Genomic DNA, 23,213 nt, shown 5'->3' with positions numbered 1-23,213 from the left:
ATGCTTATAATTCCATTTTTATCTGATAATTCCTTTTAAATAAAACTTAAATTTTCGATATTTATTTTCAATAAACCTCCTTAAAATATTAAAATTATGATTTTTCAGCGATTTATTACTATTATTTTTCTGCAATCAGTTAATTTACCTAATAATCAGATTACATTTGGTTTATAATGAAGATGAGAAAAATCATACAAAATACCTTATTCATTTAAGGGAGTTGAAGCTTATGGCTTTGTTTATATTGAACGTGGGATTGGGCCTCGGTACCTTTCAATGGCCAGTTACTATCGCTCTGTTTGTGGCCCCGGTTTTATTGATAATCGGTATTGTCTGGCTGACATTGATAATGAAGAAAAGAGAAATAAAATAATAATTCACGAGAGGCGGAACGTTTTGGCTTACCGGAGTCTGAAAAAGGGAACTATACAAGTAACAAGCAGATTGGTGGATAAAGGAGAGTGGGAAAAATGGAAATCCTTCTGTTATCAACTATTCCGATGCCCCTTGGCCTGCTGGGAGGTTTACTGATATTCCTTGCCGGTGTTCTGATCATCTTTTGGTTTTTCATGGCCAGGAACGATCCAAAGTCGCGAAGTGTGGATTCGCTGCCCCCTGTAGAAGATAAACACAGCCTCCAGGGACAGTACAACCGGGGTGAAATCAGCGAAGAAGAATATCACCAGAAAGTTAAGGATTTGGAAGACCAAACGAAACGCCCATTTTGATTGGGATACGCTCGTTTCAGTTAAAAAAACCGTTCCAAATGTTTATTTTTCAGCCAGCAGGATACACTGTAAGTATGAGGTAAAAATTTGAAACTGGAGGTTTTATTGTGGCACATGAACAGCATGCAGAATTATTGAAAGTTTTGCACGAATGCATGACCGAATGTAACCATTGTTTCGACGCATGCCTAAAAGAAGACGACGTAAAAATGATGGCAGAATGTATCCGCCTGGACCGTGAATGCGCAGACATCTGCGGCTATCTTGAACAGGCCATTTCCCGCAACTCGCCTTTTGTAGCCCAATTGGCAAAAGTTTGCGCTGAAATTTGTGAAGCCTGCGGCAATGAATGCAAACAACACGACCACGACCATTGCCAGCGCTGTGCAGAAGCTTGCTTCAAATGCGCAGAAGCCTGCAGAAAAGTTGCATAAACCTGAAAATCCCCTTCTGAAAGTTTCAGAAGGGGATTTCTCTATGGATTTACTGAACTTCTCCACCACTCATAATTTCTTCCCACGACTCTCCGCCATCCTTGGAGAAGTAGGTATTGCCCTGAGCCGTATTGAATACAACTTCCTCATCATCTGACGGATTCACGGCGATATAAACCGCACCGTCTTCATTCAATTCGGGCAACTCGAACGTATCGGCTTCCCCGCTTTCCAAGTCATAGGCTTTCATCGAAGCACCCGTTCCGTAACTCGCATAATATAATTGTTCTTCTGTAAAATGCACCGCTGTCCCGAATTCCCCTTCTTCCGTCAGCCGCTCAAAACTTGCGCCACCGTCTTTGGACAGGAATATTCCGGCAGCGCTCGCCGCTGCCATCAGCTGTGAATCGTCCGGATGGATCGCCAATGCTCCCAAATCGCCTTCAAGCCCTTGCGGCTCCAGTTGCTGCCAATCTTCCCCTCCATTTTCACTGAAGTAAAAGCCTGCTGCCATTTCCGAATTCGCCTGCGGATTCATGACCAAGAGATCGTGGCTGCGGTAACCGGCTGCCATCAGGTGAAAATCCGTTTCACCTGTAAATCCGAGCTCCTCAAGCGAACGTCCCCCGTCATTGCTGCGCTGGATTCCGATCGGATTTGGCAAATCTGAATCCTCCCCCGGATGTCCGGACGTATAAAAGCCATCATCCACCGCATTAAAGCCCATATAATCATTGAACATGCCGTCTGTCTCATACCAGCTGCCGTCCTGGTAGATTTTCAATCCCATATGAGAAGCCAGATACAACCCGCCTTCGCTTTCAACAAATCCCATTCCGTGGACATGCGTCAAGGCACCTTCAAAGGGCACCAGAAATTCATCCTCCACAGAATTTTCCGTGTCCTGCTCCTGTTCGGCCGCCTCTTCTTCCGGAGGCGCTGAATTTTCAATCGCTTCATTATCTGAACCATCACTGCACCCTGCGGCAATAAAACCGGCAGCCAATGCGGTGAATAAGAATTTCCTGTTCATTTGCAGATTCCTCCTGTTGTATAGTTCTGTTGTTTCCCTGTCTCTCATTATATCGAAAAACCTCCACTCTTCAGCTATTTTGCTTGTCGAAAATGTGGCAGCTTCAAAGGTATCCACTGGATTTGAATTTCATACCAGCGTTTACTCATAATTGCCGTTTGAAAAAACAGGTACAGGGAAAACGTTATAGAGTCAAACTTTTAAAAGGAGGATTTGAGAACCGGAAGACGTCGCTTACCTGGCGCTATTTCTAGCATCAGACGAAGCCCGTTTCATCACCGGGGCTGAACACCTGGTCGATGGCGGCCAGACCGCGAAATAACAGAGATCCTAAGAGCCACTTCCAATCATCACAAGGACGTGGCTCTTTTTATTTCCCGGGAAATAAATAGCCCTGCCAATGGTAATGGCAGGGCTGACCTATAAATTAATTTAAAGAAATAACAATCCCAAACCAATCACAACACCGCTGACAAACAAGACAATCAGGCAAAAGCCCATGATATCCTTTGCTTTCAGCCCGGCGATTGCCAATGCCGGCAATGCCCAGAACGGCTGGATCATATTCGTCCAAGCGTCACCCCAGGCTACTGCCATAGCGACTTTCGCCGGTTCGCTGCCGAGCATTTCCGCCGCTTCCAGCATAATCGGTGCCTGAACTGCCCACTGGCCACCGCCTGATGGGACGAAGAAGTTGACGATCCCCGCACTCAGGAAAGCGAACAACGGAAAAGTCTGTGCCGTTGATACGCTGACGAACGCTTCTGATATTACAGCAGCGAGTCCGGATGCCGTCATCATTCCCATGATTCCCGCATAAAACGGAAACTGGACAATGATGCCCCCCGCTCCTTTGACCGCTTCCTGGACGGCGATTAAATATTTCCGTGGCGTTCCATGGAAAATGATTCCGAGAAACAAGAACATAAAGTTGACCAGATCAAGTGTCAACGCAAATCCATTTTGGATAAAATAATATGCGATGAATGAAATACCGAGTACGCCGATAATCGCGGATAAAACCCAACTGTTTTCCAGCCGCTCCGCAGGCGTCATGTCCGTTTTTGCCGGCTGTTCTTCGACTTCCGGCTCCACCAGCACTTTCGGATCCACTGCAACAGTTTCTTCTTTTTTCGGCATCATCAAACGGTTTAATAATGGAAGAATAATAACTAACGCCGCGATGATGATGAGGTTGTAACTGGCGAAAATCGTTTCGCCGGTGGGAATAACGCCAATCCGGTCAATGAACGGATGGCCTTCTGTCGCAATCGACAATGGAATCGAGCCCGAGAAGCCTGCGTGCCAGATCAAGAAACCTGAATAAGCGCTCGCAATCAGCAGGCGATAATCAACATTGTCAACGCGTTTAGCCAATTCTTTCGCAAACAACGCACCGATAACCAGACCAAATCCCCAGTTGATCCAGCTTGCTGCAAGTGACACCAATGTCACCCAAATAATGGCACTGCCCGGCGATTTCGCAAAACTTGCCAGTTTGCCCAGGCCTTTTTTGAAAATCGGGCTGCTTGCCAGAACGAATCCGGTAACCAGCACGAGCACCATCTGCATCGAGAACGCCAGAAGTGCCCAAAAACCTTCACCCCAGAATGCTACCATTTCGACTGGCGATGAACCGGTCAAACCGAGACCCATACCGAAAACGACGAGCGTCAGGATGATAACGAATAGAAATGGATCGGGCAGATATCTTTCCATTAAGTTATTGGAAAAACGGATAATTCCTTTCATTTTGTAAATCCTCCTATGTCTAATTTTCACTTCCTGTCTTATGCTACCTTATTTACACTGTATATTGAATCCATTTTGCAATATTTTGTTTTTTTATCAAGAGAGCTTTACTTGAAATCGCATAGCCAGCTGACCTGTGTTCCGTATCCAGCAAAAAGAAAGCCATCGAGAGGCAATTTCGCATCCCAACGGCTTTACTTGTATCATAATTCATTTCAACCGATCTTTTTTTTCGTCCATTACTCCTGTACCGTAAAAGAAAATTTCGTTTCAGAATGAAAATTTTCTCCCTGCTTCAAAATCGCCGAAGCAAATTGAGTATGGCGAGGCGAATCAGGAAGTTTTTGAGTTTCCAGACAGAGGCCCATATAATTTCCCGCTTTTGTTCCGCGCAAAGTATAAGGCCCCTTAAGGCCGTTTCCGGTATACAGCACCACGGCCGGTTCCGTTGTGGTCACTGATAGTTGACGGCCGCTTTCGGGATCTGACAATATTATTGGATTGCCGCCCGACTGGTCCAGAACAAATGGATGGTCATAGCCATTGCCCGCAATTTCTGTCTGCGGATGATCTGCTTCAACGGCTTCGTTGATTTTCATTCCATTCCGCAAATCGAAAACAGAATTATCGACCGGCAAAAGCTTGCCGGTGGGCAATAGTTCTCCGTCCAATTCAAGATACGCATCGCTCGGAATCTTAACGTTATGTTCCAGTACATCGCGTTTCAACTTTCCGCTCAAATTGAAATACGAGTGGTTGGTGGGATTGAGTAAAGTGTCGCAATCAGCTGTTCCTTCGTAGGAAATGATCAGCTCGTTTGCATCATCCTTCACAAAATATCGGATGGTCATATCCAACTTGCCAGGGTAGCCCCCTTCGCCATCTGGGCTGGTGTACGAAAATTCCACCCCTGCCCCGTCAGCTTCTTCAAAAGGAGCAGAGTGCCACACAACAGAATGCCATCCGGACCCTCCGCCGTGCAGATGATGGCCATTCGAATTGCGGTCCAGCTGATAGTTCCTGCCTGCAATGTCAGCGCTGCCATCCTTGATGCGTCCCGCAAAACGACCGGCTACGGCTCCCAGAAAATGGACATCGCGCTGGTATTCTTCCAACGTATCCAAACTCAGCACAACATTTTCCAATTTTCCTGTCCGGTCGGGTGACAGGATTTCCGTAATGATGCAGCCGTAATCGATGCAGGAAACCTGAAAGCCCCACTTGTTTTTTATCGTATAAAGGGTAACAGGTTTCCCATCTTTTTCACCAAATATCTGTTGCCCGACTGGCTGTTGTTCAATGATCATTTGCGTTCCCTGCCCCTTCACCAAGCTGTACCGCTTTACCTTCAGCAATTGACCGATAGCACGCTTCCAGCACTTGCATATTGCGTATGGTCGATTCTCCGCTGATCCACGGTTCACGGTCATCCAACACCGCCTGCGAAAAATTCTCCACTTCCAGCCTGTAAATATCCCCGGCAAGTTCTTCTTTCCGGATTTCTCCCGCAGCCTGCACAATCACAGTACCCACGTTGCCGACGAGATCCGGACGAAACGCATACGGCACTCTGATAGTTCCTTTAGTGCCGATCACTTCGTATTCGTTTCTCGGGACCATATCAAAACTGCAGTCGAATAAAGCGCGGACACCGTTATCGAGCTTCATCCATCCATAAGCCGTCATGTCGACGCCGCCTGCTTCATCCACTTCAGCAAATGCCTGCACTGCCAGCGGCTCTGAGCCGGTAAGATGGCGGATGACTTGAATCGAGTAGCAGCCGAGATCGTAGAGGCTGCCACCGCCCATATTTTTTTGCATGCGGATATTGTGATCCCGGTCTGCCAAATAAAAAGAGTGGCTCGACTTGATCAGCCGAATGTCGCCAATTTCACCGGAAGACATACTTTCTTTTACGCGCTGATGCTGTGGATGAAGCTGATACATAAATGCTTCGGCAAATTTCACATTTCGGCTGCGGCAAAATTGCACCATTTCCTCCGCTTCCCCTGCCGTCAATGCTGCCGGTTTCTCACATAACACATGTTTTCCTGCAGCTGCCGCCTTCAGCGTCCATTCTTTATGCAGATGATTCGGCAACGGAATGTAAACCGCGTCGATATCCGGGTCCGCCAATAACTCCCGGTAACTTTCATAAGCTTTTGGAATACCCATTTCGCCAGCAATGGCACGCGCCTTGTCTCCTCGACTCCCAATCGCCAAAAGCTCTGCATTGTCTGCTCGCAGAATCGCCGGAATCACTTGCGTCAATCCGATTTTCGCCGTACTTAACACACCCCACCTGACCTTTTCCATCACAACCACCCTTTCATTTTTAAAATGAAAAAATACCGCCAAAGGACTGCTTATCCTCCAGCGGCATTGATCTAGCAAATCAGCAATCCGCAAATCATTTGATCCGAAGTTGGGATTCCTTATCAAAGAAATGCGCTTTGTTCATATCAAAGGCCATTTCGATTGTCTCACCGGCCTCAACACCGAAACGCGCATCCACGCGGGCGATGAAATCCTGGTTGTCCACAATCGAATACAGAACGATTTCCGAGCCCATCAATTCGGCCACTTCAATCAATGCCCGGATTTTTGTTTCGGGGGAATAATCGAGGAACACCGGTTCATCGTGGATGTCTTCCGGGCGGATGCCGAGAACCAGGTCTTTTCCGTCATACCCCTGTTCACGAAGAAGCTTCAATTTCCCTTCCGGTATCACGACTTTGATATCGCCCATTACAAATTGAGTGCCTTCCAGCCGCCCATTCAGGAAATTCATCGCCGGGGAGCCGATAAAGCCGCCGACAAACATATTATCCGGTTCATCGTACACTTCTTTCGGTGAACCGACCTGCTGGATAAAACCATCTTTCATGACAACGAGTCGTGTCGCCATCGTCATCGCTTCCGTCTGGTCGTGTGTCACGTAAACGGTCGTCGTCTGCAGACGGCGGTGCAGTTTCTGGATCTCGGTGCGCATCTGCACACGCAGTTTGGCGTCCAGGTTGGATAACGGCTCATCCATCAGGAACACTTCCGCGTCGCGCACAATAGCCCGTCCGAGTGCAACGCGCTGGCGCTGGCCGCCGGATAAGGCTTTCGGTTTGCGGTACAGGTATTCGTCCAATCCCAGGATTTTCGCCGCATTGTCGACGCGTTCCTTGATTTCATTCTTTTTAAATTTGCGCAGTTTCAAGCTGAATGCCATATTGTCGTACACGTTCATGTGCGGGTAAAGTGCATAGTTCTGGAATACCATTGCAATATCGCGGTCTTTCGGGGAGACATCGTTCACGCGTTTGTCGCCGATGAACAAGTCACCTTCCGTGATATCTTCAAGCCCGGCAATCATCCGGAGCGTCGTCGATTTCCCGCAGCCGGATGGTCCCACCAGTACAAGAAATTCCTTATCCCTGATTTCTAGGCTGAAGTCCTGAACCGAAACGACACCTTTGTCATAGACTTTTTTGATATTGACTAAATTCAATCCTGCCATTTTTTATCCCTCCGACTATGTATCTCGTTTTCAATTCCCTGACTTAGTATGGGCCCCTGATATTCGATGCCACTTCTTGCTTATAAAATTGTTCAATTTTTTTCAGTTCTTCTGCGCTGTACGGCGCCGCTTTCAACGCCTGCAGATTATCTTCAACTTGCGCCACTGTTTTAAAGCCCGGAATCACGGAAGAAATTGCCTCGTGCTCCAAAATCCACTTTAAGGAAGCCTGTGTCATATTGCCTCTGCCTTCTGAAATCCAGGACAATTTTTCGGTCAACTCAACGCCTTTATTGAATTCCAGCCCTGCAAAAGTTTCGCCGACATTAAATGCCTGACCATCTCGGTTGAAGTTGCGGTGATCGTCTTCCTCGAATTTTGCATCCCGTTTGAATTTCCCGGTCAATAAACCACTGGCCAGCGGTACACGAGCTAAAATGCCGACATTCTTTTGGGCTGCCACCGGGAAAAGTTCTGTTGCCGGTTTCTGCCGGAACAGATTAAAAATCACCTGCAAACTGCTGACATCCGGATTTTCGAGGCACAACAGCCCTTCTTCCACTGTTTCCACACTGACGCCGTAGTAACGGATTTTGCCCTGTTCTTTCAAACGGTTCAATACGTCAAACACCTGGCCGTCCCGGAGAATTTCAATCGGTGGACAATGGATCTGAAACAGATCGATTTGTTCCCGGCCAAGCCGTTTCAAACTATTTTCTGCGTATTGGCTGACACTTTCCAGCGAATAGGTTTTCGGGTCATGAATGTCGCCGCCCCGCGCAAATTTTGTCGCGATATGGATTTCTTCATGTCTGCCTTTTGTCGCTTTTGCCAATAATTCTTCTGCATGGCCATCTCCGTAAACGTCTGCTGTGTCGAAAAAGTTTACACCGGCATCCATTGCCCAGTTGAGCCCCCGTAACGATTCTTCATCATTCGTACTGCCCCACGAACCACCAATCGCCCATGTGCCAAAACTCAATTCGCTCACTTTCAGATCAGTGCTGCCGATTTGCCGATAATTCATCATTTCACGCCCCCTCTTTCGATTTGTCCAGCCCTTTTGCAAATAAGAGCCTCCACCGAATAGTTGAGACTCTTATTTGATGCTTCATTTTCGGAAAGCTGCTAACTTTTCGTTCAGACCTTTTGTCTGTTCATAAACTTCAGTGTATACCGCAAACAATTTCTCATATCGTTCCACATTGGAGGCGTCCGGTAAGAATTCCTTGTCTTCTTCAAGGAATACATCTGCGCATGCCTGGAGTGACTCAAACCAGCCACAGCCGAAAGCTGCAAGTATTGCCGCCCCCATGCCGGGCCCCTGTTCGCTCCTCAGCCGGACGATTTTCGCATTGAAGATATCCGCCTGCATCTGCAGCCAATCTTCGTTTTGGGCGCCCCCGCCGATGGAAACGATCGTGTCGATATGCTTGCCGTTGGCTCGGAAAATTTCAATCGATTCATTCATTGAAAACGTTATGCCTTCCAGGACTGCGCGCGCGAAATCTTTACGCTGATGTGAGCTGTCCATGCCGATAAAGCTGGCGCGGATTGCGGCATCTGCATGCGGCGTCCGTTCACCCACCAAATAAGGCGTAAACAATAAGCCGTTTGAACCTGCAGGAACTGCAGCGATATCAGCCAACAACTCGTCGAATGATTCGTCTGCAGCGAAAACTTCCTTGAACCAGGTCAGGCTGTAGCCCGCTGAAAGTGTGACGCCCATCGTATAGAAGGCATCCGGTGCCGCGTGGTTGAAATAATGCACTTTTCCATCGAAGTCTTTATCGTCACTTGCTTCGTATGACAGCACAACACCTGACGTGCCAATGCTGCACAGCGTTTTGCCATCTTCCAGAATTCCCGAACCGATGGCGCCGCATGCGTTATCAGCTCCGCCTGCAAAGACGCGCGTCGTTTGTGCCAGACCGGAAGCCTCTGCAAATTCAGCCGTCAGTGTTCCGACTTCGGTATGCGAGTCAACCAGCGGCGGGCAAATACTCTCATCAAGATCCAACAGCTTGCAGATTTCTCCGCTCCATTGCTTCTTCGAAATATCCAACAGCAGTGTTCCTGCCGCATCCGAAAATTCCATCTGCAACTCACCCGTCATCCGGTAACGCAAATAATCTTTCGGCAGGACAAATGCTGTTGCCTGATTGAAAATTTCAGGTTCATGTTCTTTGACCCACAGAATTTTCGGAAGTGTAAAGCCCTCCAAAGCTGGATTTTTTGTAATTTCAAGCAGGCGTTCCTGCCCGACAAGATCGACGATGCTCCGGCACTCGGCCGTTGTGCGGGTATCATTCCAAAGAATGGCACGGCGCAGGACGCTGTTGCTGTCGTCCATCAGCACGAGACCATGCATCTGTCCCGAGAAACTGATGCCTTCGATGTCTTCCGGGTTGCCGCCGAATTCCTGCAGCAGTTCCTGCAGGCCGTCAATCGTTCCGGTCACCCAATCTTCCGGATCCTGTTCGCTGTATCCTGTCTTGTCATGATAAAGAGGATACGGCTTTGATACCGTCTGGACGACTGCCCCTTGCTCGCTGACCAATAAGATTTTAACTGCACTTGTTCCTAAATCCACACCAATTACATATTTCATAGTTCCAGCGCTCCCAGCATTGAAAATCTTTTATCCCGTATTAACGGTCAGTAAGACTCCCACTTGTTCAAGCGGGAGGTCGACTGACCGTAAAAACCCGATTGGATCAACTAACATTCAGTGGGGAGATAGATCTTCCCCACTGAATGAAGTTTCTCTTTATTTAACGAATGCCTGCAATAAATATTGATTGATTGTCGCTTTGATCTGCTCCAGGCGCCCTGAAGTCTGTTTGATGTCGGTTAAGCCAAGTGCGTGCTGCTCGAGTTTGTGGAAATCGGTCTTGCCGTTGACAATATCCAGACCGATGCCTTCTGTATAGGACTGGTAACGGTTGCTTACAACGTTTTCCAATACTTTGTCATCGATCAATTGCTGTGCGACAGTCAGGCCGACTGCAAATGCGTCCATTCCGGCAATGTGTGCGTGGAACAAGTCATCCTGTTCGAATGAACCGCGTCTCACTTTTGCATCGAAATTCAAGCCGCCGCGGCCAAGTCCGCCATTTTGAAGAATTTCGTACATCGCAAGCGTTGTTGACCACAGATCCGTCGGGAATTCGTCCGTATCCCAGCCAAGCAGCGGATCTCCCTGGTTGGCATCGACCGAACCCAGCATATTGTTGATGCGCGCATAATGAAGTTCGTGTTCAAATGTATGGCCCGCAAGCGTGGCGTGGTTTGCTTCTATATTAAACTTGAAACGATCTGCCAGACCGTAGCTTTGCAGGAAGGCGTGGGCTGTCGCCACGTCGTAATCGTATTGGTGGGTTGTCGGTTCTTTCGGTTTCGGCTCGATCAGGAATTGGCCGTCAAAGCTGATTTCCTTCGCATAGTCCACTGCCATGTGATAGAAGCGGCCAAGATTATCCAACTCCAGTTTCATGTTCGTGTTCAATAGCGTTTCGTACCCTTCACGGCCGCCCCAGAATACATAGTTTTCAGCGCCGAGCTCTTTGCCGATTTCCAGGCCTTTTTTCACTTTTGCTGCTGAATAAGCGAACACATCCGCATTGCTGGATGAAGCTGCGCCGTGAACAAAACGTGGATGCGTAAAGTTATTTGCTGTATTCCAAAGCAATTTCGCTTTGCTGTCTTTCATGTATTCTTTGATCATGCCGACGATTTCGTCGAGGTTCTTATTGGATTCGCTCAAATTGCTGCCTTCCGGTGCAATGTCAATATCGTGGAAACAGAAAAACGGTACGCCGATTTTATTGTAGAATTCAAACGACGCTTCAACACGGGCTTTCGCCAGGTCCATGCCGTCATATTTGTCCCAATTCCGGATCATACTGCCGGCACCGAACGGATCAGAACCGTCCATTGTGAATGTGTGCCAGTAAGAGACTGCATAGCGCAGCGTTTCTTCCATAGACTTGCCGCCAATTTGCTGTTCCGGGTTGTAGAATTTAAATGCGAACGGATTTTTCGAAGAAGCACCTTCAAATTTAATGTTTTCGATATTCGGGAAATAAGCCATTGTATGTACCTCCAACTGTATGATGTTTTGGTTAGTATAGATGTTGATTTGGTTATGTAATGAAAAGGCTTTCATCAAAAGTATACCAATTTTGAATTAGTTTGTCTATTAGTTAAACTAAGTTTAGAATGATAGTGTAAGATAATAAAAGAAGATATAGTTTTGTTGTTAGCCTAATGCTGTTATTCGATATTCCGCAAAACAGCTCGCTTGCCAAAACCCGTGCTCCTGCATCGCTGCGCTGCTTCGTCGCAAAGAGCCGCCCTCGCAGGCGTCGGTCAACTCTTCGCTGTTTTACTCCATATCTTAGAGATTTTCTAATCCAAAATCACTCTCCAAGCGACGGCGCGGCTCAGGACTGGACGAAACAATAAGACGAGTGCTTTTCTCGGCTTATTGGGAAGTTTAGTACAAAGAGCCGAAGCAAATATAATAACTATTTCACTGCCTTTCCCATTAATTAATAAGGATGGTCAAAATATGAATTCAACCAGTGGTTTTATCTATAATGTTCTTGAATGGGTCACCCGTTTTGCTTATGTCAATTTGCTGTGGATCCTGTTTACTTTGCTCGGCGGTGTGCTGCTCGGATTCTATCCTGCGACGCTTGCAATGTTCGCGATTTGCAGGGACTGGCTGCGCGGTGATACCGGCAAGCCTGTGTTCCCGATGTTTTGGGAATATTACCGGCGCGATTTCGTCAAAAGCAATTTGCTTGGCCTTTTCGTGACTGCCATTGCGGCTTTTATCGCGCTCGATATTTTTTATATCCAAACAAGTTCTGAAACTTTGTCATGGACCCATATCCCGTTGTTCGCCTTTATGCTGCTGTTCACAATGTATCTGTTTTACCTGTTCCCGACATTTGTTCATTTCGATATTAAAATAGGCTGGGTCATTAAAAATGCATTTCTGATCATGCTGATCAATCCGCTCAATACACTGCTCATTTTCGTTTGCCTTGGCTCACTCGCTGTCATCATGCAAACCATTCCGGCACTCGCCGTTATCTTCGGCGGCAGTTCATTTTCGTACATTATCATGTGGCTTGCCTTGCGGTCATTCAGCCGGATGAATAAAGGCGGCGAACTGCAGGGGTAACCGGATCCGCGATAGACAAAAAGCTTCTCCCGTGAGAATCATTTTTCACAGGGGAAGCTTTTCTATTATCCTTTAACCGCGCTCGATGAAATCCCTTCAACGACTTTATTGCTGAAGAAGATGAACGCTACGATAATCGGCAGCACACTGATGATAAGCGTTGCGCCGATTGCGCCCCAGTCTGTCATGTATTGGCCGATAAAGTTCTGGATGCCGACAGTGAGCGTCTTGTATTTCTCGGAACTGATGAACGTGTTCACAAAGACGAACTCATTCCAGTTATAGATCATATTGATCACAACTGTAGTCGCCATGACCGGAGTCGTCATCGGCAGGATGATACGGAAAAACATCCGGTGGATCGAACAGCCGTCGATAATGGCCGCTTCTTCGACTTCCTTCGGCAAGGTGTAGTAAAAACCAAGCAGAATCATCATTGTGATCGGCAGGTTATAGGCTGTGTAAGTCAGCACAATCGACCACGGATTATCGATCATGTTGACGCTCATGAACATGCTGTAGAGCGGAATCAAAGCTGAGTGGATCGGAATCATCAAACCGACCATGAAAAGGCCGAGAACCAATCCGCTCAATTTCCATTTCATGCGGGTGATTGCAAATGTTGCCATGCTGGCAAACAGCACTGTCAGAATGATGGCTATTATTGTTATCCAGACGCTATTAAAGAAATAAACACCGATGCCGCCATCCCAGACTTTGGCGTAATTTTCCCACCGGAATTCACTCGGCAATGAAAAAGGCGAGCCGGCGAAAATTTCACGATTATCTTTCAGCGAGAAGATGAACAGCCAGATTAACGGCAGGATCTGAAACATTGCCACCACAATCAGCGCGAGGTAAAGAAAAAAATAACCAATGCGATTCATGCTATAATCCCCTTTCTAATACTCAATTCTTTCTTTGGTTGCGGTCGCTTTACGGACGATGATCGTTACTATCAGCGTAATGATCAGCAACAGGAATCCGATGGCGCTGCCGTATCCGAAGTTATAACTGCTGAACGCCAGCTTATACATATACGACGCCATAACCTCTGATGCACCGTTTGGTCCGCCGGCAGTCATTACGTAAATCAGGTCGAAGTATTTCAATGACCCGACGATTGCCAGAACGATTGTGACACTCACCACTTCTTTGATCAATGGCAACTTGATGCGGGTCGCAATCTGAAACGGCGTTGCTCCGTCGATGCGTGCTGCTTCTACCAATGATTCAGGAATGTTTTTAAGTGCCGCATAGTAGATCAATATGTAGAATCCTGCATATTGCCAGAGAATCGGAATGAATATCGCAAACAGCACGATAGTCGGATCAGCCAGCCAGTTCGGCGGATTTTCGATGCCGATTGCCCGCAGGAATGTATTCAAAACACCATTTGACGGGTTATAGACCTTTATCCAAAGCTGAGCGATGGCAACTGAAGACAGCAGCATCGGAATCAGGTAGATTTTTCTCAGCAAATCTGCACCTTTAATTTTTGAAGCCAAAATGATTGAAACTAGTAAATAAAGCGCCAGGCTCAAAGTCGAGAACAATGCCAGTAAAAACGAATGAAAAGCGCTGTTCCAAAACTTGCTGTCCTGGATCCCGTTAATATAGTTTTCCAAACCGATAAATGTCTTTGCGCCTATTCCATCCCAATCCATCAGGCCATAATAGCCGGAAAGAATCAATGGAATAAATACCAATACACTGACCAATAGTAGGGCCGGTGCAATATATAATGCGATATGCAACTTATTGGACATTACTTTGTTCATAGCATTCAACCCCATATTCTGGAAAATTGAAAGGGACATTCCGCTAACCAGGAGATGTCCCTTTCATTTCATCTGATTTCACCAAATCCATGTGTTGCTTATTCTGCTGATAATGCGTCTTCGTGCGCTTTACCGAATTCTTCAGGCGTCATTTCGTTGCCGAACAATGCCTGGATCGAATCCAAGTGGACTTGCGCAGTATCCGGGCTCATTTGAACATCCGCGAACAATGTGATGTTGCTGGCGTTATTCAATTCGTTCAGGATATCAATGTACATTTGTGGAAGATCAAGAGAATCCGCGTCAACTTTAGTAGCCGGAATTACGCCGGCTTTGGTTACCGCTTCTTCGCCCCATGCTTTCACAAAGTGGGCTGCGAAATCTTTCGCTTCTTCTTTGACTTCAGATTCTTCTGCTACGAATAGTCCGACTCCCGGTCCGCCGACAAAGCTGTTTGTGTCGCCTTCGCCTTCAACTGTCGGGAAATTCATGTAATCAACAGAATCTCTGAATTCCTGTGGCACTGTTTCGTTTGTTGTGTAGTTTGGCAGGTCCCAAGTAGCGATCAAGTACATTGGAGCCTGTTCGCTCATGAACATCGATTTTGCTTCTTCATCAGCCAAACCGTTAAAGCCGTTTACAAATGCGTCTCTGTCAACCAATTCCTGTACTTTTGCAGCAGCTTCAACCAAAGCCGGGTCTTCGAAAGATCCTGTACGGTCGATCGCTTTATTCAATGTATCAGCTCCGCCGAGGCGATCTGCCAGATACATATACCACATGGATCCTGTCCATGCGTCTCTGTTACCAAGTGCAATCGGCTGAATTCCCTCTTCATTGAATGCGTCCACTACTTCAAGCAATTCCTCGTAAGTTGCAGGCGGTTCCAAGCCCTGCTCCTCGAACATTGCGCTGTTGTAGTAAAGTGATACGATGTTCAATTCCAATGGCAGACCATAAGTCGCGCCGTCAAGCGCATATGCTTCCGCTGTTCCTGGAACAAATGCGTCGCTCAGTTCCTCTGCGATCAAATCATCAAGCGGTGCGAACATATTGCCGCCGACATAAGGCTCGAGGAATCCGGCTGCCCACGTCATCCCGACATCCGGAAGATCTCCTGAAGTCGAAAGGACACGTAATTTATCTTTGTATTGCTCATTGCTTAATACTTCCAAATCGATTGTGACGCCCTCATTTTCAGCTTCATAATCAGCGATGATTTCATTCACCACATCAAAATGCTTCTTAGAGCTTCCTTCCGGCCATAAGTGCATAAACTTAACTTCAGTATCCCCCGACGCTGAAGATGCCCCTTCTGATTCTGAATCTGAACAAGCTGTTAACAACAATGACATGGCTAATGCGGACGATAAAACTGTAAGCGTTTTCTTTCCTCCCATTTTTTCTCCCCCAATAAAATTTATTGTTACAACAATTTTCAGATTGTTGTATGCGTTTTCATTGTATCAAATCAATCCTTGTTAGTCTAGTGGATGAACAAAGTTTTTATTTCATGTATACTGAAGCTAGAAACCTGCAATAATTCTAAGGAAATCCTTTTATATTGCTCAAAAAGGCAATATTTTCTTTTTCCTGTACCGGAATTAATTATATACCAGGTTTTATTTGTTAGAATAGAATTAAAAAAAGAAAGAGCTGAAGCTGATGAAAACCGTGGCAACCAGGACATTCAATCATCATGTCGTAAAAGAAGGGAATACATCGTTGGTGCTCAATAAAATTATAGATTGCTCCCCGATTTCAAGGGCCTCTGTCGCCAGTGAAGTCGGCCTGAACAAGGGGACAGTTTCTTCTTTGGTCAATGATCTGCTGGAAGATCATCTGATTTATGAATCTGGTCCCGGCGTTTCAAGTGGCGGAAGGCGCCCGGTGATGCTCCTGTTCAACGAAGCTGCAGGCCATTCGATCGGCATCGACATCGGCGTCAATTATTTGCTCGGCATTCTGACCGACCTGAGCGGCAATATCGTTCTGAAAAAAGAAGTCACATTCAAAGATCTTTCCTATAAAGAGATCGAAGAAAAGCTGTTCTCCGTTATCGATTATCTGCAGGTTAACGCACCCTCGAGCCCACATGGCATCATTGGTATCGGTGTCGGCGTACCGGGCATTGTTGATAACGACGGCAACATTCTTCTGGCACCCAATCTCAACTGGAAAAACTTGAATCTCCGGGGAATTTTGGAAGACAGATACGGTCTGCCGGTCATCATCGAAAACGAGGCGAACGCCGGCGCCTATGGCGAGAAAAAATTCGGGGTCGGAACGGAATGCGACAATATCGTCTACGTCAGTGCGGGAATCGGTATCGGGGTCGGCCTGATCCTGAACGGTGAACTTTACAAAGGATCCAACGGTTTCTCAGGTGAAATGGGCCATATGACGATTCAGGTCGATGGTAAAACCTGCCGCTGCGGCAATAAAGGCTGCTGGGAACTTTATGCTTCCGAACAGGCATTGATCACAAGGGCAGAACCGATGGGCTTGCCTCTCGCTGACCACGAAGAATTCGATTTGACGAATCTTCAGGCTTTAGCGGTCGATGGCAATAAAGACGTTATCGCCTTGTTTGAACAAACCGGTGACTATTTGGGCGTCGGCATCAACAACATCATCAATACCTTTAATCCCCAGCAGGTCATCATCGGCAACCGGCTGGCATCGGCAAAAGAACTGTTGGAAGGACCATTGAATAATCGTGTCGCCAAACAAGCGCTTTGGTTCCAGAAGAATGACCTGGAGATCAAGTTTTCGGAACTCTCCACGTTCTCCACAGCACTCGGCGTTGCCGCTTTTTCAATCGAAAACTTCCTGCAGGTCAGCATCCAGCAGAAAAACGTTCTGCCTGTCTGAGCTGGCCTGTGCTCCCGGGCTTTCCCGGAACGAATATTGTAAGCACTTACATCTAAAATATAACTGCAAAGGATGGATTATTCTGATGAAAATACTGAACCCGATTTTGCCCGGATTCAATCCGGATCCAAGCATCTGCCGCGTGGGGGAAGATTATTACATAGCCGTTTCCACTTTTGAATGGTTCCCCGGCGTCGGCATCTATCACTCAAAAGATCTTAAAAACTGGCGCCTGGCTTCTCGCCCGCTTAACCGCGTCAGCCAATTGAACATGATGGGCAACCCCAATTCCGGCGGCGTCTGGGCTCCGGCTCTTTCATACAGCGACGGAAAATTCTGGCTGATCTACACAGACGTCAAAGTGACCGAAGGCCGCTGGAAAGATTGCCATAACTATCTGGTGACATGTGACACCATCGACGGCGAATGGTCGGAGCCAAGTTACCTGAACAGTTCAGGCTTTGACCCTTCTCTGTTCCTTGATGAATCCGGCAAGAAATATTTTGTCAATATGTACTGGGACCACCGTAAAGGAAATCATAATTTCTATGGCATCGTACTGCAGGAATTCGATCCGCAGCAGCGCAAGCTTGTCGGCGAATCAAAAATCATCTTCAAAGGAACCGACATTAAATTGACGGAAGCGCCGCATCTTTATAAAATCGGTGACTATTATTATTTATTGACCGCAGAAGGCGGCACCAAATACGATCACCAGGCGACAATCGCCCGCTCGAAAACAATCGACGGCCCGTACGAAGTGCATCCGGAAAACCCGCTGATCACTTCATGGCCATATCCAAGAAATCCGCTGCAAAAAGCTGGCCACGCTTCCATCGTTCAGACACATACTGACGAATGGTTCCTCGTCCATCTGACGGGCCGACCGCTTCCACAGGAAGACCAGGCGCTGCTTGACCCGCGCGGTTTCTGTCCGCTCGGGCGTGAAACAGCAATCCAGCGGCTGGAATGGAAAAACGACTGGCCGTACGTAGTCGGCGGCAACCAGCCTTCCCTTGAAATCGAAGGGCCGGCCATCGCAGAACACGTCTGGGAAGCGGATTTTCCTGAAAGGGACGATTTCGATTCGGAGCAATTGAACAGCCATTTCCAAACGCTGCGCATTCCGCTTGGTGAAGAAATTGCATCGCTGAAAGAAAATCCGGGCCATCTGCGCATTCACGGCAGAGAATCGCTGACGTCGAAATTCACACAGGCTTTTATTGCGCGCCGCTGGCAGCATTTCAACTTCACAGCTGAAACGAAAGTCGCGTTCAATCCGACAACGTTCCAGCAAGGGGCCGGACTGGTCAATTATTACAACACGGAAAACTGGACAGCGCTTCAAATTTCCTGGAACGAAGAAAAAGGGCGTATCCTCGAATTGACGGTTTGCGACAATACAGAATTCGACCAACCCCTTCAAGGGGAAGAAATTGAAGTTCCTGAACATGTCGACTACGTGCACATGCGTGTCGATGTCAAAACCGGTACCTATCAGTATTCCTATTCGTTTGACGGCAACAACTGGAACGGGATTCCAATCCAATTCGAGTCGCATAAATTATCGGATGATTATATCCAGGGCGGCGGCTTCTTCACCGGCGCATTTGTCGGCATGCAATGCCAGGATACATCCGGACAAGGACTGGCTGCTGATTTCGATTACTTTGTTTATAAAGAAAATAAATAATAAACACAGAAAAGCCTCGTGACAGCGTAATTGCTGTCACGAGGCTTTTCATTTTACCCCTGCAATCCAAATTCTTCCGCCAACAGACGAATCGTTTTCATCCGGCTATAGGCACCGGAAACATTCGGAATGATGAGAATTTCATCCGTCTGATAGGCCGCTGCAATCTCTTCGATTTGCCACTTTACCTGTTCAGCCGTGCCGATCAGCATGCGTTTCCGGTTACGTTCGACCTTTTCCGTCTCGCTTGCGCTGAAACCGCGCTGCTTCGCTGTTTCAATAGACGGGTAATACGGAGGCGGTGTATCCGATTCGACGAACAGCAGCCACAGATCAAAGGCTTTTGCCAGGTCTTCCGCTTCCTCTTCAGTTTCTCCGACAACTGCAAAAACACAGACCATCGATTTGGGTGCATCCAGCAAACGCGATGGCCGGAATTGTTCTTTATACGAACCGATCAGCTTGGCGCTGGATTTCAACGGTTTGGCGAAATGGGCATAAGCATAGGCCGCTCCCGCTTCCGCCGCCACTTTCACGCTGCCTTCCCCGGTGCCGAGCACCCACATTTCGGGCGTTGTTTCGGCTACCGGTGTCGCGCGCAATTGCCGGAAACGATGTTCCGTTTCCGTATCGTCAGTAAGATATTTTTGGATATCCGCAATTTGTTGCTCGTAGGAAACCGGAATCCCCTTCGACTCGTTCAAGGCTTTATTGACCAGACGGTAGCTGCGTGAACGGCCGATGCCGAGGTCAATTCGTCCGGGGTGCAGCGCTTCGAGGAGCCGGAAATTCTCCGCCACTTTATATGCACTGTAATGCGGCAGCATGACGCCGCCGGAGCCGATCCGAATCTTTTCCGTTGCACCGGCCAGATGCATCATCAGCATTTCCGGCGAGCTCCCGGCAACCGAATCGACCTGGTGATGCTCCGCCACCCAAAAACGCTGATATCCAAGCCGCTCCGCCAATTGTGCGAGCGCGGTCGTCTGGTGCAGCGCTTCTCCTGCCGTCGATCCTTCATCGATTGGCGAATAATCCAAAATACTAAGTGAAATCATGAGTTTCCCGCCCTTTTTTCCAAGTTCTTTCTAGTTTAGCACGCAAGTTATGGATCGCAGGAATGGTTTGTTTGCGCAGACCAATCTCCAAAATAAAATCCCGTATATAAAAAGCCTCAGCATCTGCTAAGGATAAGGCTTCCTTTTCCGCAAGCTTTCAAACAACAATTTCCTTCCCACTTTCCAAAAAAAGCGGTTCACCTTCATGGGTGATTTCCAAATCCGCTCCCGAAAGAAGTGTGTAGACTGTCGATTCACGATTTTTATGGACTTTCAGCATCCTGCCCTGATAACGTACATGGAATTCGTATGAATTCCATTCCGCCGGAAGGACCGGAGAAAGCGCAAGGCCACTTTCCTTCAGCCGCAGCCCCCCAAAGCCGGAGACGATGCCGAGCCAGGTGCCGCCCATATTCGCCATATGCAAACCATCTTTCGTATTTTTATGGGTATTGTCCAAATCAAGGCGTACAGTTTCATTAAAATAGCTGGAGGCTTTTTCTGAATATCCCAACTTTGACGCCATGATGCTGTGGACGCAGGAAGATAAAGAAGAATCGTGCGTCGTGATTGCTTCATAATAATCGTAGGAATTCTTGATGGTGTCAAAATCCTGTTCATCTTCCAGCAGAAAATGGGCAAGCACCGTATCAGCCTGCTTCAATACCTGGTAGCGATACAGCGTCAACGGGTGGTAGTTCAGCAATAACGGAAATTTTTCGCGCGGGGTATTTTTCAGGTCCCATTTCCCTTTTTGAAGGAAACTGTCATCTTGTGCATTGATTCCCAAAGTTTCATCATAGGGCAAATACATATTATCACCGGCTATTTGCCAATTATTCACTTCTGTTTCCGTCAATTCAAGCCGGCTTGATAATTGCTTCAGGTGATCTTCATCCTCTTCCTGCAGCAAATAATAGATTTTTACAGCCCACAATAAATTATGTTTCGCCAAGACATTCGTATAATAATTATTGTTGACGATACAGGTGTATTCGTCCGGACCCGTCACGTCATCGATCCGGAACAGTCCGTTCTGCAAATGACCCGTATCTGCCCACAGGCGGGCGGTTTCAAACAACACCTCGGCCATGTAGCGCTTCATAAAATCTTCTTCCCGGGTTGCCAAATAGTACTGGATATAGCTATAGGCAATATCAGCGCTGATATGGTATTGCGCAGTTCCTGCAGGGAAATATGCGGAACTTTCCGTTCCCGTAATCGTGCGCCATGGGAATAAAGCGCCTTTTTCATGTCCCAATTCCTTTGCCCGTTCTTTCGCATGCTCCAAAATCGAATAACGGTGAAGAAGCAGATTTTTCGCGATCTCCGGATTCGTCATCAGAAAGACCGGGAAAATATAAATTTCGGTATCCCAGAAATAATGCCCCTCGTAGCCTTCCCCCGATAAACCCTTAGCTGCAATATTGCTGGCCGGATCTTTGCCGACCGACTGCAGCAATTGATACAAATTAAAGCGGATGCTTTCCTGCACCAGCTGGTCACCGTCAATGACAATATCCGATATTGCCCAGAATTTATCCAAATATGCCTTTTGCTCTGCCAGAAGTTCATCAAAATCCTTATCCTGAACCTGGCGAAGAAGTATGATTCCTTCATCAATAGGATGCTTCCCATGCCTCAATGTATCTGTAAAAATATTACATATAAAAAAATGCATAGGTTCATTGCCATAACAAGTATAAGTTTCTTCTATAGAATAGTCCGTTTGGCTGCTGCTGTATTCGTGTTTCTCTGCTGTCATTCGGGATGATGAAATACAGGCAGTTTCCAGCTTTGTTTGATATGTGGTCGCTTTTATAATTCCCACTTCGCCGTCTTGCCTGACTTCGGTTATATGAAGACGCTTCGCATGTCCTGAAGCTACGCGCGGATCGTCCTTATCGACAAAATTAGTGACATCGCCATTGACAGTAGAAACAATTTCCACCCTGTCCACCGGTGTGATGGGCTCCACGACAATGTCGATGGCAAACAGTTCCTTTGTCACAAACGACACAAGCCGTCTGAAATGGATTTTCACTTCTTTTCCGTTCGGAGAGACCCAGTGCACAATCCGCTCGGAAAACCCCTCATCCAAATGCAAATTCCGTTCAAACGACAGAACTTCTCCTTCAAATAAAGAAAAGAGTTCGCCCTCCACATAAATCTTTACGGTTTGGGCATCTACAATATTCAAAACTTTTTGCTGTGTTTCCGGAAATCCGTATAATTTCTCGCCGTACGTAATTTCCGTTTCATCATGAAACGCATTGATATAAGTTCCGCGGATCGATTTGTATCCTTCCGGGTACCCTTCTTCAAAATTCCCTCTGACCCCGAGGTAGCCATTGCCGAGGGACAGCAGGCTTTCATTGACCAATAAACTCGCGTTATCCAGTTCGTATTTCGTCAGTTTCCAGCTCATTTCACCCCTCCTTCCAGCATTGAGTTGCTTGTTTAAGAAAGATTTTGCTTCTCTTGGAATCGCCTGATAATCTCTTCGAAAACCAGCTCGTTTGTTGCACTCACCAAATAATCAGCATGCGACAGATGCGCTTTGTCCCCGACACCTACTGAGAACATCCCAGCGCGGTTTATAGCTTCCACGCCTGCCACCGCATCTTCAATTCCGATGCAATCGGTATAAGCAATACCGAGGGCATCGGCGGCTGCAGTGAACGTTTCGGGATCTGGTTTGCCTTTTTTCACTTCCGCCGCATCGACGATATGATCGAAAGTATCGCCAAGCCCCAGCTTTTCCAAAATGCGCGGAGCATTTTTACTCGCTGAACCAATGGCTGTCTTGATGCCCGCCTCTTTATTCGCCTGTAATAAAGCTTTGATGCCGGGCAGTATATGCTCCGGACTGATCTCTTCAATCAATTCCAGATAATAAGCATTTTTCCGGGTCGCGAGCTCGATTTTTTCTTCAGTTGACAGCTTCATTGGCGGCGAAGCCTGCTCCAGAATCCGGTCAAGGGAGTCCATACGGCTGATTCCTTTCAGCTGTTCATTAAAATGCCGGTCAATGGGGATCCCCAATTCGTCAGCCAATTTTTTCCACGCCAAAAAATGGAACTCCGCTGTATCCGTAATGACACCATCCAGATCATATATGATGAGTTTTGGAGATTGAGGCATAAGTTTCGGTC

General features: G+C 47.2%; 20 protein-coding genes and 1 pseudogene. 7 read left to right on the top strand and 14 right to left on the bottom strand.

Annotation, left to right across the window (positions count from 1 at the left end; all coding sequences use genetic code 11):
• The first annotated feature begins 232 nt into the window (after positions 1-232).
• The 3 genes from ACFQ1X_RS01545 (at position 233) to ACFQ1X_RS01535 (ending at position 1,165) form a co-directional block, all read left to right on the top strand.
• Positions 233-376: a hypothetical protein gene (locus tag ACFQ1X_RS01545; protein ID WP_379081062.1), complete on the top strand. Its 144-nt coding sequence runs from the start codon at positions 233-235 to the stop codon at positions 374-376.
• A gap of 97 nt (positions 377-473) precedes the next feature.
• Positions 474-731: an SHOCT domain-containing protein gene (locus tag ACFQ1X_RS01540; protein WP_144840382.1), complete on the top strand. Its 258-nt coding sequence runs from the start codon at positions 474-476 to the stop codon at positions 729-731.
• Positions 732-838: 107 nt separating this feature from the next.
• The gene (locus ACFQ1X_RS01535; RefSeq protein ID WP_144840381.1) at positions 839-1,165 is read left to right on the top strand and encodes a four-helix bundle copper-binding protein; all 327 of its coding nucleotides are present in this window, start codon (positions 839-841) and stop codon (positions 1,163-1,165) included.
• A 49-nt stretch (positions 1,166-1,214) separates the two neighbouring features.
• On the opposite strand, the gene ACFQ1X_RS01530 is transcribed toward ACFQ1X_RS01535, so the two are convergent.
• On the bottom strand, positions 1,215-2,198 hold the full coding sequence (locus ACFQ1X_RS01530) for a F510_1955 family glycosylhydrolase (protein WP_144840380.1): 984 nt from the start codon (positions 2,196-2,198) through the stop codon (positions 1,215-1,217).
• 229 nt (positions 2,199-2,427) lie between these two features.
• Here ACFQ1X_RS01530 and ACFQ1X_RS01525 point away from each other — a divergent pair.
• Positions 2,428-2,520, top strand: a pseudogene (locus tag ACFQ1X_RS01525) (SDR family oxidoreductase); the annotation flags it as partial.
• 110 nt (positions 2,521-2,630) lie between these two features.
• On the opposite strand, the gene ACFQ1X_RS01520 reads toward ACFQ1X_RS01525, so the two are convergent.
• The 7 genes from ACFQ1X_RS01520 to xylA all read right to left on the bottom strand — a co-directional run bounded on the left by ACFQ1X_RS01520 (position 2,631) and on the right by xylA (position 11,551).
• Entirely contained in the window at positions 2,631-3,950 is a 1,320-nt protein-coding gene (locus tag ACFQ1X_RS01520; RefSeq protein ID WP_144840379.1) for a short-chain fatty acid transporter, read from the bottom strand.
• A 239-nt stretch (positions 3,951-4,189) separates the two neighbouring features.
• On the bottom strand, positions 4,190-5,257 hold the full coding sequence (locus ACFQ1X_RS01515; RefSeq protein WP_144840378.1) for an aldose epimerase family protein: 1,068 nt from the start codon (positions 5,255-5,257) through the stop codon (positions 4,190-4,192).
• On the bottom strand, positions 5,247-6,266 hold the full coding sequence (locus ACFQ1X_RS01510) for a Gfo/Idh/MocA family protein (protein ID WP_379081056.1): 1,020 nt from the start codon (positions 6,264-6,266) through the stop codon (positions 5,247-5,249). Before ACFQ1X_RS01510 ends, ACFQ1X_RS01515 begins: the two co-directional genes overlap by 11 nt.
• A 94-nt stretch (positions 6,267-6,360) precedes the next feature.
• Positions 6,361-7,458 carry an ABC transporter ATP-binding protein gene (locus ACFQ1X_RS01505; RefSeq protein ID WP_144840377.1) on the bottom strand — a complete coding sequence of 366 codons (1,098 nt, stop codon included), beginning with the start codon at positions 7,456-7,458 and terminating at the stop codon, positions 6,361-6,363.
• A gap of 43 nt (positions 7,459-7,501) precedes the next feature.
• Positions 7,502-8,485 (bottom strand): aldo/keto reductase, encoded by a 984-nt coding sequence (locus ACFQ1X_RS01500; protein WP_144840456.1) that lies wholly within the window; start codon positions 8,483-8,485, stop codon positions 7,502-7,504.
• An 84-nt stretch (positions 8,486-8,569) separates the two neighbouring features.
• Positions 8,570-10,069, bottom strand: coding sequence for a xylulokinase (gene xylB / locus ACFQ1X_RS01495; protein WP_144840376.1), 1,500 nt, complete (start codon positions 10,067-10,069; stop codon positions 8,570-8,572).
• Between the two features lie 159 nt (positions 10,070-10,228).
• Positions 10,229-11,551 carry a xylose isomerase gene (gene xylA, locus ACFQ1X_RS01490; RefSeq protein WP_144840375.1) on the bottom strand — a complete coding sequence of 441 codons (1,323 nt, stop codon included), beginning with the start codon at positions 11,549-11,551 and terminating at the stop codon, positions 10,229-10,231.
• A gap of 480 nt (positions 11,552-12,031) precedes the next feature.
• On the opposite strand from xylA, the gene ACFQ1X_RS01485 reads away from it, so the two are divergent.
• Positions 12,032-12,652, top strand: a complete 621-nt coding sequence (locus tag ACFQ1X_RS01485) for a YesL family protein (protein WP_144840374.1) — start codon at positions 12,032-12,034, stop codon at positions 12,650-12,652.
• Between the two features lie 65 nt (positions 12,653-12,717).
• On the opposite strand, the gene ACFQ1X_RS01480 is transcribed toward ACFQ1X_RS01485, so the two are convergent.
• From ACFQ1X_RS01480 to ACFQ1X_RS01470, 3 genes are all read right to left on the bottom strand, one after another.
• Positions 12,718-13,539 (bottom strand): carbohydrate ABC transporter permease, encoded by an 822-nt coding sequence (locus ACFQ1X_RS01480; protein WP_144840373.1) that lies wholly within the window; start codon positions 13,537-13,539, stop codon positions 12,718-12,720.
• Between the two features lie 15 nt (positions 13,540-13,554).
• Positions 13,555-14,433 carry a carbohydrate ABC transporter permease gene (locus ACFQ1X_RS01475; protein ID WP_144840372.1) on the bottom strand — a complete coding sequence of 293 codons (879 nt, stop codon included), beginning with the start codon at positions 14,431-14,433 and terminating at the stop codon, positions 13,555-13,557.
• Between the two features lie 98 nt (positions 14,434-14,531).
• The gene (locus ACFQ1X_RS01470; RefSeq protein ID WP_144840371.1) at positions 14,532-15,833 is read right to left on the bottom strand and encodes an extracellular solute-binding protein; all 1,302 of its coding nucleotides are present in this window, start codon (positions 15,831-15,833) and stop codon (positions 14,532-14,534) included.
• Positions 15,834-16,098: 265 nt separating this feature from the next.
• Here ACFQ1X_RS01470 and ACFQ1X_RS01465 point away from each other — a divergent pair, with 265 nt between their 5' ends.
• Positions 16,099-17,307 (top strand): ROK family protein, encoded by a 1,209-nt coding sequence (locus ACFQ1X_RS01465; RefSeq protein WP_144840370.1) that lies wholly within the window; start codon positions 16,099-16,101, stop codon positions 17,305-17,307.
• Positions 17,308-17,389: 82 nt separating this feature from the next.
• Entirely contained in the window at positions 17,390-19,000 is a 1,611-nt protein-coding gene (locus tag ACFQ1X_RS01460) for a glycoside hydrolase family 43 protein (protein ID WP_144840455.1), read from the top strand.
• Positions 19,001-19,053: 53 nt separating this feature from the next.
• Here the strand turns inward: ACFQ1X_RS01460 and ACFQ1X_RS01455 are convergent, their stop codons facing one another.
• The 3 genes from ACFQ1X_RS01455 to pgmB form a co-directional block, all read right to left on the bottom strand.
• On the bottom strand, positions 19,054-20,058 hold the full coding sequence (locus ACFQ1X_RS01455) for an LLM class flavin-dependent oxidoreductase (protein ID WP_144840369.1): 1,005 nt from the start codon (positions 20,056-20,058) through the stop codon (positions 19,054-19,056).
• 157 nt (positions 20,059-20,215) lie between these two features.
• Positions 20,216-22,486, bottom strand: a complete 2,271-nt coding sequence (locus tag ACFQ1X_RS01450; protein WP_144840368.1) for a glycoside hydrolase family 65 protein — start codon at positions 22,484-22,486, stop codon at positions 20,216-20,218.
• Between the two features lie 32 nt (positions 22,487-22,518).
• A complete protein-coding gene (pgmB, locus tag ACFQ1X_RS01445; protein WP_144840367.1) occupies positions 22,519-23,202 on the bottom strand; it encodes a beta-phosphoglucomutase in 684 nt (227 codons plus the stop codon).
• Positions 23,203-23,213: the final 11 nt, after the last annotated feature.

It is taken from the genome of Metaplanococcus flavidus (genome assembly GCF_042675885.1).
GTDB lineage: Bacteria > Bacillota > Bacilli > Bacillales_A > Planococcaceae > Planococcus > Planococcus flavidus.
Note: the sequence above shows the minus strand (reverse complement) of the source record. Positions and strands in the feature narration are given on the sequence as shown.

Coding starts and splice junctions, on each gene's coding strand:
- ACFQ1X_RS01485 (WP_144840374.1), top strand. CDS start 12,032: ATGAATTCAACCAGTGGTTTTATCTATAATGTTCTTGAATGGGTCACC.
- ACFQ1X_RS01465 (WP_144840370.1), top strand. CDS start 16,099: ATGAAAACCGTGGCAACCAGGACATTCAATCATCATGTCGTAAAAGAA.
- ACFQ1X_RS01500 (WP_144840456.1), bottom strand. CDS start 8,485: ATGAATTATCGGCAAATCGGCAGCACTGATCTGAAAGTGAGCGAATTG.
- ACFQ1X_RS01530 (WP_144840380.1), bottom strand. CDS start 2,198: ATGAACAGGAAATTCTTATTCACCGCATTGGCTGCCGGTTTTATTGCC.
- ACFQ1X_RS01475 (WP_144840372.1), bottom strand. CDS start 14,433: ATGAACAAAGTAATGTCCAATAAGTTGCATATCGCATTATATATTGCA.
- xylA (WP_144840375.1), bottom strand. CDS start 11,551: ATGGCTTATTTCCCGAATATCGAAAACATTAAATTTGAAGGTGCTTCT.
- pgmB (WP_144840367.1), bottom strand. CDS start 23,202: ATGCCTCAATCTCCAAAACTCATCATATATGATCTGGATGGTGTCATT.
- ACFQ1X_RS01510 (WP_379081056.1), bottom strand. CDS start 6,266: ATGGAAAAGGTCAGGTGGGGTGTGTTAAGTACGGCGAAAATCGGATTG.
- ACFQ1X_RS01470 (WP_144840371.1), bottom strand. CDS start 15,833: ATGGGAGGAAAGAAAACGCTTACAGTTTTATCGTCCGCATTAGCCATG.
- ACFQ1X_RS01450 (WP_144840368.1), bottom strand. CDS start 22,486: ATGAGCTGGAAACTGACGAAATACGAACTGGATAACGCGAGTTTATTG.
- xylB (WP_144840376.1), bottom strand. CDS start 10,069: ATGAAATATGTAATTGGTGTGGATTTAGGAACAAGTGCAGTTAAAATC.
- ACFQ1X_RS01480 (WP_144840373.1), bottom strand. CDS start 13,539: ATGAATCGCATTGGTTATTTTTTTCTTTACCTCGCGCTGATTGTGGTG.
- ACFQ1X_RS01515 (WP_144840378.1), bottom strand. CDS start 5,257: ATGATCATTGAACAACAGCCAGTCGGGCAACAGATATTTGGTGAAAAA.
- ACFQ1X_RS01545 (WP_379081062.1), top strand. CDS start 233: ATGGCTTTGTTTATATTGAACGTGGGATTGGGCCTCGGTACCTTTCAA.
- ACFQ1X_RS01540 (WP_144840382.1), top strand. CDS start 474: ATGGAAATCCTTCTGTTATCAACTATTCCGATGCCCCTTGGCCTGCTG.
- ACFQ1X_RS01505 (WP_144840377.1), bottom strand. CDS start 7,458: ATGGCAGGATTGAATTTAGTCAATATCAAAAAAGTCTATGACAAAGGT.
- ACFQ1X_RS01455 (WP_144840369.1), bottom strand. CDS start 20,058: ATGATTTCACTTAGTATTTTGGATTATTCGCCAATCGATGAAGGATCG.
- ACFQ1X_RS01520 (WP_144840379.1), bottom strand. CDS start 3,950: ATGAAAGGAATTATCCGTTTTTCCAATAACTTAATGGAAAGATATCTG.